Here is a 14,773-nt window from a genome sequence, read left to right as displayed (position 1 = left end):
GTTCTTATTGGGCCGCTTGAGGCTGCAGTACGGTCGAGACACGTCCGTTGCCTTCACCATCTGCAATCAACTTCTGCGACGAAATTTTGTAGCGGATTTTCTTACCGCGGATTTCACTGTCATCCTGAGCCAGCATCGCTTTTTCAATCATGGTCAGTTCGTCTTCGGACATCTTGTAATGCAGCTCTTTCGCTTCACCGTACAGAGTCTTACCCTCATCCGTCAACTGCGAAAAAGTCGCCAGGTTGCCATAACCTTCGATGGTTTCAATCTGGCCGGATTTGGCATCACGTACCACAACCAGTTTATCGGCGTTAATGTTGATGCTGCCCTGCTTGAGTTTTACATCACCCAAAAAGGTCACGCGGTTGCTTTTCATGTCCAGTTGCTGACTGTCTGAATCGATGTATACCGGTTGCTTAGAATCGGTGGTCAGAGCCAGTGCCTGGCCGGACGCCAGCAGGCAAGCAATCAAACTAAGGTGTGAGAATTTCATATCTACCTTGCACATGGTTATACAGAACAGCCGAGTGTTCGGAGAAGTTTCCTCTCATCGCCTGTCCGCGAGTTTCAAACTGCGGGCCGTTCATTTTTACTTCGCTGTCGGCCCAAAAATCGCGGTTATCGAGCTGAATACTCAGCTTGGCCGTTGACAGTTTCGTCAAAGGCTGAGCCCGCCAGTAAGTTGTTTGCCATCACGTTGTCATACAAAATCAGCACGTGGTCTTTGGTCAGAATGCCGCGATTGGCGGTGACCTGCCACTCCTGGGTAACCCCTTGCTGATAGACTTTCAGTACCGGATATTCGAAAGTGGTGTTGCCACTTTTCGCGTAATAATCCAGATGCTGTGAAGTAATAACATAGTTCCGCACGCCTTGCTGATTATACGAGACGTTATCCAGATTTTTACCACTAAACATCGGCAACTCATAATTAGGAGCCACCTGAATAGCGCTGTTTTGCTCTTTGTCCAGCAGGTAATAGGCTGACCAGGAAGCAATAAAGAGAAGTATCGCGTAAAGGATACGAGAAAAACTCATATACTCAGGCCTTTATGTACGTCGAGCTCATTCCGTGCTTGTAAAATTAAATCACACACTTCGCGTACTGCGCCGTGTCCGCCTTTGATACGGGTAACGTAATTGGCCCGCTTGGCCAGCAGAGGATGGCCGTCAGCCACACACACTTTGAGGGCGACTTTTTCCATCACCGGCCAGTCGATCAAATCATCACCAATGTAACCGGTATGCTCTGGGTCGATCGCCAATTTTTCGCAAATATCCTGATAGGCTTTGACCTTGTCGTCCTGACCTTGATAGATCAAAGAAATGCCCAGCGCCTGCATCCGGTTTTCGACGATTTGCGAACGTCGTCCGGTGATAATGGCAATCTCAATGCCGGCATTCATCAGTGATTTTACGCCATATCCGTCGCGGGTATGAAATGTTTTCAGCTCTTCGCCCTGATTGCCCATGTAGATGAGCCCGTCAGAGAACACGCCATCGACATCACAAATCAGCAGTTTTATTTGCTTAGCTGTGGCCAGAATATTAGCAGCGACCTCACCGTACAGCGTTTCGACCATCTGGCTCATTACATTACTCCTGCTTTTAATAGATCGTGCATATTCAAAGCGCCGACCACCTGGCCGTTTCTCGACCAGCATCAGGCCGTTAATGCGTTTTTCCTGCATCAGGTTGAGTCCTTCTACTGCCAGAAGGTTCGGTGAGGCGACGGTCGGGTGACGGGTCATCACTTCGCTGATTGTCGCGCTGTGAATATCGATGCGTTTATCCAGGATACGGCGCAGGTCTCCGTCAGTGAAAATACCGACCAGTTGATCATCGCCCTCGACCACTGCGGTCATCCCCAGCCCTTTGTGACTGATCTCAAGCAGGGCATCACGTACCAGCGCATTCGGCTGAACCTTAGGTAAAGCGTCACCCGAATGCATGATATCGCTCAGCTTCATCAGCAGTTTACGCCCCAGAGCGCCACCCGGGTGCGACAAGGCAAAATCTTCGGCGGTAAAGCCGCGCGCCTGCAGCAGAGCGACTGCCATTGCATCTCCCATCACCAGCGTAGCAGTAGTGCTGGAGGTCGGCGCGAGGCCGAGTGGGCACGCTTCTTTGGGGACCGTCATCTGCAGGTGAATATCGGCCAGTTTGGCCATATTCGATTGCGGATTGCCCGTCATACTGATGATACGGTTATTGAGGCGTTTTAACACCGGGAACAGGGCGAGAATTTCGGACGATTCACCGGAGTTGGAGATGGCCAGGACAATATCACCGCTTTCAATCATGCCCAGGTCGCCATGAGAGGCTTCGCCGGGATGAACAAAGAAGGATGAGGTGCCTGTGCTGGCAAAAGTGGCCGCCATTTTGCGGCCGATGTGGCCGGACTTGCCGATGCCCATCACCACGACTTTACCGCTTTTATTGGCCAGAATCATTTCACAGGCACGGCAGAAGTCATGGTTAAAATATTGGTCCAGTTGTTGTAGTGCTTCGATCTCCGTTGCCAACACCTGGTTGGCAACACTGCGGTAGTCAAAGTTATCCGACATCCTACGCTCCCGTTAAGCGGTCATATTCATGAACAGGTAAATCTGATAAGCCAGGAAGGCGACAAACAGGATGGCACCTTCAATACGGTTCACGCTGCGGGATTTACCCAGCGCCATCAGCACCAGCAGGACAGATACCGCCAGCATCACCCAGAAATCACGCCCCATTGCGTGCTCACTCAGCACGGAAGGGTTGAGAATGCCCGGCAGGCCCATGACCGCCAGAATATTGAATACGTTGGAGCCGATAATATTACCGACTGCCATGTCATCTTCACCTTTCAGTACACCGGCCAGAGAAGCCGCCAACTCCGGCAGGCTGGTACCAATCGCAATAATGGTCAGTCCGATCACCAGGTCGCTCATGCCGAAGTACTTCGCAATCACTACCGAATTATCGACCAGCATACCAGCGGCAATCGGCAGTAAAATCAGACCAATCACCACCCACATGCCGGCTTTGAGGTTGCTGACCCCTTGCGGGATCTCAGATTCATGCTCTTCCAGCAGGGCATCACCGTTCTTCTGTTCACTGCGGCTGATTTTCAGCATCGCCAGAATAAACAGCGCAAACAGCACGAACAGCAGTACGCCTTCGTAAAAGCCCAGTTGGTTATCCCACAACAGTGCGCCGGCTAATAAAGTGACACCAATCATCAGCGGCAGTTCACGACGAATGACGGTTGAACTGATCGACAGTGGTTTGATCAGGGCGGTAATACCAAGAATCAGCGCGATGTTGGCGATGTTCGAACCCAGCACGTTACCGACTGCGGTATCGGTCTTTCCTTCCAGGGCGGCCGTGGCGGACACCATCATTTCCGGAGCTGAAGAGCCCATGGCCAGAATTGTCATCCCGATCACCAGTGGTGAAATGCCTACGTTGCGCGCCAGGGCGGCAGAACCGAAAACCAGTTTATCGGCACTCCAGACGAGCAAAATGAGACCTACAATAAGAAACGCAATGGCTTCGAGCATGACAATTCCTAACTTTATGAATAACTGAACGAGTAACCGCTAATTTTGACGTGTTGGTCATTAAAAGGGAAGTCGAAGATACAATTTATTGTCGCATTTTCGTGGTTCTGTGTGGTGATTATTCGCAGCCACTGGCCGCATTTTTTGCTGTTTTCATCATCACAAGCGGATGTCAGTTGCGATTGATTTGATGATATTATCAGCAAACCAGAACCGGAGGCCGAATGGGGCGCGAATTGCTAATTGTCGGTTAAATGTAATTGAACGGTGCTTTTAATTTCGCAGTAATGTGCTTATGATTGCCCATTCTTTGCAGGAAATCCGACAACAGCGAATTGTGAGTATGTCTGAAACCGAATTAATCACCATCAAAAATCTGACCTTCTCCCGTGCGGAGCGCGTGATTTTTGATGACATCAGCTTGCAGGTTCCGAAGGGGAAAGTGACCGCTATTATGGGGCCTTCTGGTATCGGTAAAACCACCCTGTTACGTTTGATTGGCGGACAGCTACTGCCTGAAAAAGGCGAGATATGGTTTGACGGCCAGAACATTCCCGCCCTAAGCCGCAGTAAGTTATACAAAATCCGCAAAAAAATGAGCATGTTGTTCCAGTCCGGAGCCTTGTTCACCGACCTTAATGTGTTCGACAACGTAGCGTTTCCGCTGCGCGAGCATACTCAGCTTGATGAATCTCTGATCAAAACTCTGGTGCTGCTTAAACTGGAAGCGGTCGGTCTGCGTGGCGCTGCTCAGCTGATGCCGAGTGAACTGTCCGGTGGTATGGCACGCCGTGCTGCACTGGCGCGCTCTATTGCGCTCGATCCTGAACTGATCATGTTTGATGAACCGTTTGTCGGGCAGGATCCGATTACCATGGGCGTGCTGGTCGAGCTGATTCGTAATCTCAATCAGGCACTGGGCGTCACTTCCGTCGTGGTGTCGCACGATGTGCCGGAAGTGATGAGCATCGCTGACTGGGTATATTTGCTGGCTGACGGTAAAGTGATTGCCTATGGTTCGCCGCAGGAATTGCGTCGTAACGAGGACCCACGCGTGCAGCAGTTTTTGCAGGGTAATGCTGATGGTCCGGTGCCGTTTCGCTTCCCGGCGCAGCCGATAGAAAAGGATCTGTTCCATGTTGGATAATTTGAAACAGAGCATCAGTGGCTTAGGGCGACGCTATTTCGCGATGTGCGAAGCGTTTGGCCGAGCCAGTCTGATGTTATTCGGCGCCTTAGCCGGTCGTCCGCGGCCGCTGAAAAACCTGCCGCTGCTGATAAAGCAACTATACAGCGTCGGTGTTCAGTCGCTGGCCATCATCATCGTTTCCGGCCTGTTTATCGGCATGGTGCTCAGCTTGCAGGGGTACGTCATCCTGGTCGATTACGGCGCGGAAACCAGCCTGGGGCAAATGGTGGCGCTTTCGCTGCTGCGTGAACTGGGGCCTGTGGTGACGGCCTTGCTGTTTGCGGGTCGTGCCGGTTCGGCGCTGACCGCCGAGATTGGCCTGATGAAAGCCACCGAGCAGCTGTCCAGTCTGGAAATGATGGCGGTTGACCCGCTTAAACGTGTCATTGCGCCACGCCTGTGGGCCGGACTCATTTCTATGCCGCTGCTGGCGATGATCTTTATGGCGGTCGGTATCTGGGGCGGTCAGTTGGTGGGTGTTGACTGGAAAGGCATCGACAACGGCAGTTTCTGGTCCGCCATGCAGGCCTCGGTAGAAACTGGGACAGGATATTGGCAACAGTGTGATTAAATGTGTGGTGTTTGCCATTACTGTCACCTGGATTGCTCTTTTTAATGGCTATGATGCGATTCCGACTTCTGAAGGCATCAGCCGTGCAACAACACGAACCGTAGTGCATTCGTCACTGGCTGTATTAGGCCTCGACTTTGTACTGACCGCACTGATGTTTGGGAATTAATCATGCAACAAACACGTAAACTAGAATTTTGGGTAGGCAGTTTTGTGCTGGCAGGAATTTGCGCAATTCTGGTAATGATTTTTCAAGTCGCTGACGTGAAAAGTCTGGGCTCTGGGGATACTTACACGCTCAAAGCGGAATTTGACAATATCGGCAGTCTGAAAGTGCGCTCGCCAGTTAAAGTCGGCGGTGTAGTGGTCGGCCGGGTGGAAGACATTTCGCTCGATAAAGAGCGTCTGCTGCCAACCGTGACCCTGTCTATCGACAGCCGTTACAGTCAGTTCCCGGATACGTCCAGTCTGCAAATTCTGACCTCAGGTCTGATTGGCGAGCAGTACATCAGCCTGATCCCGGGCTTTGTATTTGAAGATGAACAGATGCTGAAAGATGGTGATCGCATTGAAGACACCAAATCAGCCCTGGTTCTGGAAGATTTGATTGGTCAGTTCCTCTACAGCGTAGGTGGATCTGACGATGAGAAAAGTGAGTAATCTATGATGACTAAATCTATGCTGTGGAAGCGTTATTTTGTCCTGCTGCTCAGTGTTCTGGTCTCTTGGTCGGCAAGTGCGGCGCAGGAAGTGGATCAGACCAACCCGTATCAGATGATGAAACAGGTCGCTCAGCAGGCTTTTGGTCGCCTTAAGGCTGAGCAGCCAAAAATCCATCAGGATCCGAACTACCTGAAAGTGATCGTTGAAGAAGAGCTGATGCCTTATGTTAATGATCAGTATGCGGCACTTAAGTTGCTGGGCTCTAACCTGCGCGGCGCGAAGCGTGAAGATGTGGGTGAGTTTATTGAGGCATTCCGGGCTTATCTGATCACTAACTATGCTCAGGTACTGACCCAGTACACCGATCAGACCCTTGAATTTGCGCCGGAACTGCCGGTCGAAGATGATCGCCGTATCACCAGTGTGAAAGTTGACATCATCGATGCGCCGCGTCCGAACATCAATCTTGAGTTCAAACTGCGCAAAGAGAAATCCGGTGAATGGCGTGCCTTTGATATGGTCGCGGAAGGCATTAGTCTGCTGTCGAGCAAGCAATCAGAGTGGAACACGAAAATTCGTCAGGAAGGTATTCTGGCGGTGGCCAAAGAGCTGGAAAAACAGGCTCAGCAACCGATCCGTTTTGAGAGTAAATCCGAATGAGCCATCCGCAATGGCAAGTCCTCAGCCCCGAGCAGGGTGCTCTGAATGGCGCGCTGGACCGGGACAAAGTCCCATCTTTGTGGGTGATTTTACAGCAATGGCAGCCACAAAGTGCGCGTTGTACCATCTCTTTGCGTGATGTATCACGAGTCGATTCTGCAGGGATGGTAATGTTAATTCATTTAATAGAGCATGCAAAAAAACAAAACTGTCATATAATGCTCAGTTTCGTGCCAGAACAACTGCGCACACTGTTTCAACTGAGTAACATCGAAACCATGATGGCTCAGCACTTAGAACAACCAGCCGGGGTGAATTGTGGATAGCGCACAAGTACAACAGATATTAGAACAAGCACTCGAACTTCAAGAGATTCACGTCAAAGGTGAAGGCAGCCACTATGAAGTGCTGGCTGTGGATGCTGCATTTGAAGGTATGAGCCGTGTGAAGAAACAGCAGATGATTTACGCTCCGCTAATGGAGTACATCCAGCGCAACGACATTCACGCCGTTTCGATTAAAGCGTTCACGCCAGATGAGTGGGCTCGCGATAAGAAGTTGATGTCGCTTTAAGGTTTGTGAATGGATAAGTTTCGAGTTATCGGGTCAGATAAGCCCCTGCAGGGCGAAGTGACCATCTCTGGTGCAAAGAATGCTGCACTGCCTATTTTATTTGCTTCGATTCTGGCTTCTGAGCCGGTCGAGGTCGCCAACGTTCCGCATCTGCGTGATATTGACACCACGATGGAGCTGCTTAAGCGCCTGGGTGCCAAAGTTGAACGCAACGGTTCAGTGCATGTCGATCCAAGCCAGATTGATCAGTACTGCGCGCCGTATGACCTGGTGAAAACCATGCGCGCTTCTATCTGGGCTCTGGGTCCGCTGGTGGCACGTTTTGGTCAGGGTCAGGTGTCTCTGCCAGGCGGTTGTGCGATTGGCGCACGTCCGGTCGACCTGCACATCCATGGTCTGGAGCAGCTGGGTGCGACCATTGCTCTGGAAGACGGTTACGTCAAAGCCAGTGTCGATGGCCGCCTGCAAGGCGCGCACATCGTGATGGATAAAGTCAGCGTCGGTGCCACCATTACGATTATGTGTGCCGCGACACTGGCAGAAGGTAAAACCGTGCTGGATAACGCCGCGCGTGAGCCGGAAATCGTCGATACCGCGATGTTCCTGAATCAACTGGGTGCCAAAATCAGTGGTGCCGGCAGCGATACCATCACAATTGAAGGCGTGGAACGTCTGGGTGGCGGTAAACACTCGGTGGTAGCAGACCGCATTGAAACCGGTACTTTCCTGGTTGCCGCAGCCGTATCACATGGCAAGATTGTGTGTCGTAACACCAATGCAAAATTGCTGGAAGCGGTACTGGCTAAGCTGGAAGATGCCGGCGCACTGATTGAAACCGGTGATGACTGGATCAGTCTGGATATGACCGGCCGCGATCTGAAAGCGGTGACTATTCGTACTGCTCCGCATCCGGGTTTTCCGACCGACATGCAGGCTCAGTTCACTCTGCTTAATATGATGGCTAAAGGTGGCGGTGTTATTACTGAAACCATCTTTGAAAACCGTTTTATGCATGTGCCTGAACTGATGCGTATGGGCGCTAAAGCGGAGATCGAAGGTAACACTGTGATCTGTGGTGATGTCACCTCTCTGAGCGGCGCTCAGGTGATGGCGACCGACCTGCGTGCATCGGCCAGTCTGGTGATTGCCGGCTGCATTGCCAAGGGTGAAACCATCGTTGATCGGATTTATCATATCGATCGCGGTTACGAAAAGATTGAAGACAAGCTATCGGCACTGGGCGCCAACATTGAGCGCTTCAGCGAGTCGAGTTAAACTGCTGTTTTGTTTATGGGCCGAAATCCGTGGGTTTCGGCTTTTTTATTCGAGCTCCTTTGGAGAATCTGGATGATTGCTTTATTGCGTATTATTGCGGTGGTGGTGTTTGCCGTCGTAATGTTTGTGTTTGGTTGTGGCTACTGTCTGCTCAGTCCGCGTAACCCGAAGCACGTGTTCACGTTTGGACGTATGTTCGGTGCGATGTCGAAAGTGTTCGGCATTAAACTGGAGCTGCGCATTCCGGACAATGCTTATAACCGCGGCCAGGCGATTTACATTGCCAACCACCAGAACAACTGGGACTTGTTTACGGTTTCTTCGGCAGTGACACCCAAAGTGGTGACGGTCGGTAAAAAGAGCCTGGCGTGGATGCCGTTGTTTGGTCAGCTTTACTGGCTGACCGGTAATATTCTGATTGACCGTGCTAATAAAGCCAAGGCGAAAGGTACTATCGATCAGGTTGTCGACAGCATGAAAAACAGCGATGTGTCGGTATGGATGTTCCCGGAAGGGACCCGTTCGCGCGGTCGTGGCTTGCTGCCGTTTAAAGCCGGTGCATTCCACGCGGCGATTGGCGCTGGTGTGCCGATTATTCCTATCGTGTGCAGCTCAACCGATAAACTGCGTATTAACCGCTGGAACAATGGTCATATCATTGTTGAAATGCTGCCACCGGTCAGTACTGAAGGCCTGGGCAAGGAGCACGTGCGTGAACTGACTAAACAGTGTTACCACGACATGAAAGTTAAGCTGCAGGAGCTGGATGAAGAAGTCGCGCTGCTGAACAGTAACAAGGTGACATCCAACAGCTAAGGTTCAAGCGCAGAACTGCCTGAATAGCGGCAGGAGCGGATCGTCAGCGATAAAAAAGGTTGCTCAGAGAGCAACCTTTTTTGATCCGGTCACGGATGATTGGCGCACTGCAATCTATCTGCGTACTGCAATCTATCTGCGTACTGCAATCTATCTGCGTACTGCAGTTTATTTGCGTACTGCAATCTATTCGCGTACGGGAATTTATTTACGTACTGCAATCGCTTCGATTTCGATGCCTACATCTTTTGGCAGACGAGCCACTTCCACACAAGAACGAGCAGGGTAGTGAGCAACCTGGTGCTCATCAAAGAACTTGCCGTACACTTCGTTCACTGTGCCAAAATCGTTGAGGTCTTTGACAAACACTGTCAGTTTCACGATGTCGCTAACAGTCAGCCCTGAAGACTCAACGACAGCTTTCACGTTTTCCAGTGACTGGCGAGCTTGCGCGGCGATATCAGCCGGAACTTCACCTGTTGCCGGGTTTACCGGGATCTGACCCGAAGTCAGAACCATGTTACCTAGGTCTACGCCCTGAATGTACGGGCCGATTGCTGCTGGTGCAGACTCAGTATGCAGAACTTTAGTCATGCTTGTTTATTCCATTGTTTAAGCAAAAAGCGGGAAGATTAGTGTGCCTGTTCTTGCCTGAGAGGTAAAGAGCCAGTCACCCATTCCGTGCGACTGGCCGTCGTATCCGATAACTGAAAATGACGTAATCAGGCTTCGCGTTCAGTGACGATTTCGCGCGAGAATACTTTTTCGCAGTACTTACACTTGAGGCGGATATCGTGGTTCTTTTCGAAAATGCGGAAGCTGCTTTCCACCGGTTCATTGTGTGAAATGCAGTTGCTGTTCGGACAAGCGAAAACATCGTTTATACGCTCAGGCAACACCAGCTCCAGCTTCTTCACCACCTGATAATCTTCAATCTGGTTCACGGTCGCGTGCGGTGCGTACAGCGCCAGTTTGTTGGCCTGCTCTTCACTGATGAACACGTTCTCGATTTTGAGCAGATCTTTGTGGCCCAGAGCCGAAGAGGGCAGATTCAGGCCGATCGTGACGCGCTGGCTGGAGTTGTGCATATCAAACAGACGCAGCACCTTGATGCCGACTTTGGCCGGAATGTGGTCGATCACTGTGCCGTTTTTGATGGCTTCGACTTGCAGTTTGGTTTCTTTATTCATGACAGACTCCGGTTACAGTGATTCATTCAGAAACGAGGGCAAGCAGGGCTTCACGTGCGTACACACCGTTTTCTGCCTGCTGGAAGAAGTACGCGTGTGGAGTCTTATCGACATCTGTGGTGATCTCGTCCACGCGTGGCAGCGGGTGCAGCACTTTCATATTCGGACGTGCGTCCTTCAGGTGGTCGGCCGTCAGTACATAAGCCGATTTGATATGCGCGTATTCCGATTCGTCAAAACGCTCTTTTTGCACCCGGGTCATATACAGAATATCAAGTTCAGCAATCACGCTTTCCATATCATTGTGCAGGCTGTATTCAATTCCGGCGTCGTCAAGATCTTCACAGATGTAGTCCGGCATCGCCAGTGCTTCCGGCGCGATGAAGAAGAAGCGGTTGTTATTGAACTTAGCCAGCGCCTGAGTCAGCGAGTGCACAGTACGGCCATATTTGAGGTCACCGACAAATGCTACGTTGAGGTTATCAAGGCGGCCCTGGGTTTCATACAGCGAGAACAGATCGAGTAAGGTCTGGCTCGGATGCTGGTTAGAGCCGTCTCCGGCATTGATGACCGGCACACCGTTGGAGAATTCAGACGCCAGACGTGCCGCGCCTTCCTGCGGATGGCGCATCACAAACGCATCCACGTAAGAAGAGATAACCTGCACCGAGTCAGCCAGGGTTTCGCCTTTTTTAGCCAGAGAAGTGTTACCGCCGTTATCAAAACCGATCACACTGCCGCCGATACGCTGAATCGCAGTTTCAAACGACAGGCGGGTACGCGTCGATGGCTCAAAGAAACAGCTCGCGACCACTTTGTTCTTAATCAATTCCGGATTTGGCTGCGCTTTCAGCTGGCCTGCGGTTTTGACAATCAGTTCCAGCTCTTCACGAGACAGCTCAGAAATGGAGATGATGTGCTTTTGATAAAGCGAATTCGCCATGATCTTCTTCCCTTTAATATGTAGCAATACAAAGCTTTTAGCCATAAAAAAGCCCCCCGATCTGGGAGGCTTTAAAATCATTGGTGAGGAGCAAAAAATAGCAGGCCCTGTAAGCATAGTCGCTTACCAAACGTGCTCGCAGTATGTACAACCTGGTTCAGTTTCACTGGCTACCCCTCAGACAAATTGCTCGGAATTATACGCCTAGTTTGTGTGAGCGCAAGCGATTACCTCACAATCTTCTGCATCCTTGGCACTGGCGCGGCGTTAGCGGCTTTCGCTCACCCGAATCACATACTGATGTATGCTCATCGGGCTTCGCTCAATTGCTGCCTTGCGACAGCCCCAATGATTTTGAAGATGTCTTATTAAGCTAGGCTTTGGCGCGGCGTTAGCGGCTTTCGCTCACCCGAATCACATACTGATGTATGCTCATCGGGCTTCGCTCAATTGCTGCCTTGCGACAGCACCAATGATTTTGAATATGTCTTGTTAAGCTAGGCACTGGCGCGGCGTTAGCGGCTTTTGCTCACCCGAATCACATACTGATGTATGCTCATAGGGGGTCGCTCAATTGCTGCCTTGCGACAGCCCCAATGATTTTGAAGATGTCTTGTTAAGCCAGGCTTTGGAGCGGCGTTAGCGGATTTCGTTCACCCGAATCACATGCTGATGTATGCTCATCGGGTTTCAAGCAATCAGCTGCCTAGGGTTGCAACCATAATCGCTTTGATGGTGTGCATGCGGTTTTCCGCTTCATCGAATACGATCGAGTGGTCAGACTCAAACACCTCTTCAGTCACTTCCAGTCCTTTCATGCCGTATTTTTCTGCCACTTCTTTGCCGACGGTGGTTTCGTCGTTGTGGAAAGCTGGCAGGCAGTGCATGAATTTGACCTGCGGATTGCCGGTGGCTTCGATCACGGCCATGTTCACCTGGTACGGTTTCATCAGTGCAACCCGCTCATCCCAGGCTTCCGGGGCTTCGCCCATTGATACCCATACATCGGTGTAGAGGAAATCCACCCCGTTGACACCTTCATTGACATCTTCGGTCAGCGTGATGCTGGCACCGGTTTGTTGTGCGATTTGCTGGCAGGTTTGCACCAGTTCGGCTTCCGGCCAGTACGCTTTTGGTGCAACCAGACGAATATCCATGCCCATTTTCGCTGCGCCGACCATCAGGGAATTACCCATGTTATTACGCGCGTCACCCAGGTAAGCAAAGCTCAGCTGATGGAGCGGTTTGCCGCCACCGTGTTTCCTGCATGGTGAGAAAATCGGCCAGGATCTGGGTCGGATGGAACTCGTCCGTCAGGCCGTTCCAGACCGGAACACCGGCGTATTGTGCCAGCTCTTCTACGATCGCCTGACCATAACCACGGTATTCAATGCCGTCATACATGCGACCCAACACACGGGCGGTGTCTTTCATTGATTCTTTGTGGCCGATTTGTGAACCGGACGGGCCGAGATAGCTGACTTGCGCACCCTGATCAAATGCGGCTACTTCAAACGCGCAACGGGTACGGGTTGACGACTTTTCAAAGATAAGCGCGATGTTTTTTCCCACCAGCTTTTTTTGTTCTGAACCTGTGTATTTAGCACGTTTCAGATCCGCCGCCAGGTCGAGTAAAAATTGAATTTCCTTCGGCGTGAAGTCGAGCAGTTTGAGAAAATTGCGGTTACGTAAATTGAAAGCCATATCTCAGTCCTTAGCAATAACAATTGAGTCTGGCTAGTAAAACATACTAATGCGGTTAAAGTGAATAATTATTTTAAATAAATGGCGAGATATTGGAGATATCTCGCCAGATGTGATTATAAATTCTCTTCGGCGAATTCGGCCAGACGGCTGCGAACCACGCCATTGAGGTGGATGTTAGCGCTGCCTTCAAAGTTTTTGAAGCGCTCTACCATGTAAGTCAGTCCGGAGGTCACCGGAGTCAGGTAAGGGGAGTCAATCTGCGCCAGGTTACCGGAGCAGACGATCTTAGTGCCTTCGCCACAGCGGGTGATGATGGTTTTGATTTGCGAGGCAGTCAGGTTCTGACATTCATCAAGCAGCACGAACGCATTCTGAATTGAGCGGCCGCGCATAAAGTTAATCGATTTAAACTGGATATTGGCTTTGTCGACAATGTACTTGAGTGAGCTCTCGGTACAGTGGTCATGTTTGTGCAGCGCTTCCAGCGTATCGGTGACCGAGGCCAGCCACGGCATCATTTTCTCTTCTTCACTGCCGGGCAGAAAGCCGATGGACTCGCCGATGTCTGGCGTGTTGCGGGTTACGATGATCTTATCGAACATTTTCTTCTCAATGGTCTGCTCCAGCGCTGCGGCCATTGCCAGCAGGGTTTTACCGCTCCCCGCCGCGCCGGTCAGGATCACAAGGTCGATATCGCGGTCAAGCAGGGCGTCCATCGCCATACCCTGATAAATATTTTTCGGGGTAATGTCCCACGCTTTGCGGTGCAGCATACGCTCACGGCTTAAATCACGCAGGGTAATTTTGTCTTCATTGATGACTTCAACCCGGGCAGCAAAGTCACTCTCTTCATCCAGCACGTACTGGTTAATGTAGGTAGGTTCAAACGGTTCACGGTCCAGCTTATGGTAGGTCTTGCCTTCCAGGGTGTAGCTGTCGACACTGCTGACCTGATCCCAGAAATTACCCGGACGAGTCTGGAAGCCTTTGGTCAGGTACTGTACGTCGTCGATCAACTGGTCGCTGCGGTAATCATCGACGAAGCGAACCCCGGCACCTTTGGCGCGCAGGCGCATGTTGATGTCTTTAGTGACCAGCACCACTTCCCGCGGCGCACGTTTGTTTTGCAGATGCAGTACAGCGTTAAGAATGCGGTTGTCGCCTTCTTTATCGGTGAAGGCTTTCACGGTTTCCGGTACGTCATAATCGGCCAGAATGGCGATTGAGCCGGACGCGTTGGTATGAGTGGTGAACGGGATGCCTTCGGTAATTTCATCCGGGGTGGCGTCGTGGAACAGGTTTTCCAGCGCCCGGATGGCGACGCGTGCGTCGCGCGCTACATCGCGTTTGCTGTCTTTGATTCGGTCGAGTTTCTTCGAGCACGGTCATCGGGATGACCACATCATGTTCTTGGAAGGAGTAAATGGCTAGTGGTTCATGAAGCAGGATATTGGTATCCAGGACAAACAGTTTCCGGTCGGTATCGCCCATAAGCGTCTCCTTGCTACTATGTAGCTTGCTAAGCAATGGATGTTTGCATCCATCGGCCTGTCAGGGGATCGTACGCTTAAGGGTATGTGTTCGATCACCTGACGGCTGACTGCAAACCCGTGTTGATACTCTCTGTTTGAACTTGCA

13 protein-coding genes and 5 pseudogenes are annotated in these 14,773 nt (G+C 51.2%); 8 read left to right on the top strand and 10 right to left on the bottom strand.

The window, feature by feature from the left end; translation table 11 throughout:
* Positions 1-4: 4 nt before the first annotated feature.
* From lptA to ABDK09_21640, 5 genes and pseudogenes are all read right to left on the bottom strand, one after another.
* Positions 5-496, bottom strand: a complete 492-nt coding sequence (gene lptA / locus ABDK09_21660; protein XAW89322.1) for a lipopolysaccharide transport periplasmic protein LptA — start codon at positions 494-496, stop codon at positions 5-7.
* Positions 477-1,041 (bottom strand): annotated as a pseudogene (gene lptC / locus ABDK09_21655) (LPS export ABC transporter periplasmic protein LptC). The gene lptA and the pseudogene lptC overlap by 20 nt, the downstream one beginning before the upstream one ends.
* Positions 1,038-1,595, bottom strand: a complete 558-nt coding sequence (gene kdsC / locus ABDK09_21650) for a 3-deoxy-manno-octulosonate-8-phosphatase KdsC (GenBank protein ID XAW89321.1) — start codon at positions 1,593-1,595, stop codon at positions 1,038-1,040. The pseudogene lptC and the gene kdsC overlap by 4 nt, the downstream one beginning before the upstream one ends.
* Positions 1,595-2,570 (bottom strand): annotated as a pseudogene (kdsD, locus tag ABDK09_21645) (arabinose-5-phosphate isomerase KdsD). Before kdsD ends, kdsC begins: the two are co-directional and overlap by 1 nt.
* Before the next feature lie 12 nt (positions 2,571-2,582).
* Positions 2,583-3,548 (bottom strand): calcium/sodium antiporter, encoded by a 966-nt coding sequence (locus ABDK09_21640; GenBank protein ID XAW89320.1) that lies wholly within the window; start codon positions 3,546-3,548, stop codon positions 2,583-2,585.
* Between the two features lie 343 nt (positions 3,549-3,891).
* Between ABDK09_21640 and mlaF the strand changes: the two genes are divergently transcribed.
* The 8 genes and pseudogenes from mlaF to ABDK09_21600 all read left to right on the top strand — a co-directional run bounded on the left by mlaF (position 3,892) and on the right by ABDK09_21600 (position 9,295).
* Positions 3,892-4,695: a phospholipid ABC transporter ATP-binding protein MlaF gene (gene mlaF / locus ABDK09_21635; protein XAW89319.1), complete on the top strand. Its 804-nt coding sequence runs from the start codon at positions 3,892-3,894 to the stop codon at positions 4,693-4,695.
* A pseudogene (gene mlaE / locus ABDK09_21630) lies at positions 4,685-5,477 on the top strand (lipid asymmetry maintenance ABC transporter permease subunit MlaE). Before mlaF ends, mlaE begins: the two are co-directional and overlap by 11 nt.
* A gap of 2 nt (positions 5,478-5,479) precedes the next feature.
* A complete protein-coding gene (mlaD, locus tag ABDK09_21625; protein ID XAW89318.1) occupies positions 5,480-5,968 on the top strand; it encodes an outer membrane lipid asymmetry maintenance protein MlaD in 489 nt (162 codons plus the stop codon).
* Positions 5,969-5,989: 21 nt separating this feature from the next.
* A complete protein-coding gene (gene mlaC / locus ABDK09_21620) occupies positions 5,990-6,631 on the top strand; it encodes a phospholipid-binding protein MlaC (protein ID XAW90798.1) in 642 nt (213 codons plus the stop codon).
* Positions 6,628-6,957, top strand: a complete 330-nt coding sequence (locus ABDK09_21615) for a lipid asymmetry maintenance protein MlaB (GenBank protein XAW89317.1) — start codon at positions 6,628-6,630, stop codon at positions 6,955-6,957. The genes mlaC and ABDK09_21615 overlap by 4 nt, the downstream gene beginning before the upstream one ends.
* On the top strand, positions 6,950-7,204 hold the full coding sequence (ibaG, locus tag ABDK09_21610) for a BolA family iron metabolism protein IbaG (GenBank protein XAW89316.1): 255 nt from the start codon (positions 6,950-6,952) through the stop codon (positions 7,202-7,204). The genes ABDK09_21615 and ibaG overlap by 8 nt, the downstream gene beginning before the upstream one ends.
* Positions 7,205-7,213: 9 nt before the next feature.
* Positions 7,214-8,479 (top strand): UDP-N-acetylglucosamine 1-carboxyvinyltransferase, encoded by a 1,266-nt coding sequence (gene murA, locus ABDK09_21605; GenBank protein XAW89315.1) that lies wholly within the window; start codon positions 7,214-7,216, stop codon positions 8,477-8,479.
* 72 nt (positions 8,480-8,551) lie between these two features.
* Positions 8,552-9,295, top strand: coding sequence for a 1-acylglycerol-3-phosphate O-acyltransferase (locus tag ABDK09_21600; protein XAW89314.1), 744 nt, complete (start codon positions 8,552-8,554; stop codon positions 9,293-9,295).
* Between the two features lie 204 nt (positions 9,296-9,499).
* Here ABDK09_21600 and ABDK09_21595 read toward each other — a convergent pair whose 3' ends face one another.
* The 5 genes and pseudogenes from ABDK09_21595 to ABDK09_21575 form a co-directional block, all read right to left on the bottom strand.
* A complete protein-coding gene (locus ABDK09_21595) occupies positions 9,500-9,889 on the bottom strand; it encodes a RidA family protein (protein ID XAW89313.1) in 390 nt (129 codons plus the stop codon).
* Positions 9,890-10,017: 128 nt separating this feature from the next.
* Positions 10,018-10,485 carry an aspartate carbamoyltransferase regulatory subunit gene (pyrI, locus tag ABDK09_21590; GenBank protein ID XAW89312.1) on the bottom strand — a complete coding sequence of 156 codons (468 nt, stop codon included), beginning with the start codon at positions 10,483-10,485 and terminating at the stop codon, positions 10,018-10,020.
* 22 nt (positions 10,486-10,507) lie between these two features.
* Entirely contained in the window at positions 10,508-11,428 is a 921-nt protein-coding gene (gene pyrB, locus ABDK09_21585; protein ID XAW89311.1) for an aspartate carbamoyltransferase, read from the bottom strand.
* A gap of 698 nt (positions 11,429-12,126) precedes the next feature.
* Positions 12,127-13,132, bottom strand: a pseudogene (locus tag ABDK09_21580) (ornithine carbamoyltransferase).
* Between the two features lie 116 nt (positions 13,133-13,248).
* Positions 13,249-14,626: pseudogene (locus ABDK09_21575) on the bottom strand (PhoH family protein).
* Positions 14,627-14,773: the final 147 nt, after the last annotated feature.

Origin of the sequence: Vibrio sp. CDRSL-10 TSBA (genome assembly GCA_039696685.1) — a bacterium.
GTDB lineage: Bacteria > Pseudomonadota > Gammaproteobacteria > Enterobacterales > Vibrionaceae > Vibrio.
The sequence above is the reverse complement of the archived record's forward strand: the minus strand, read 5'-3'. Positions and strand labels throughout refer to the sequence as shown.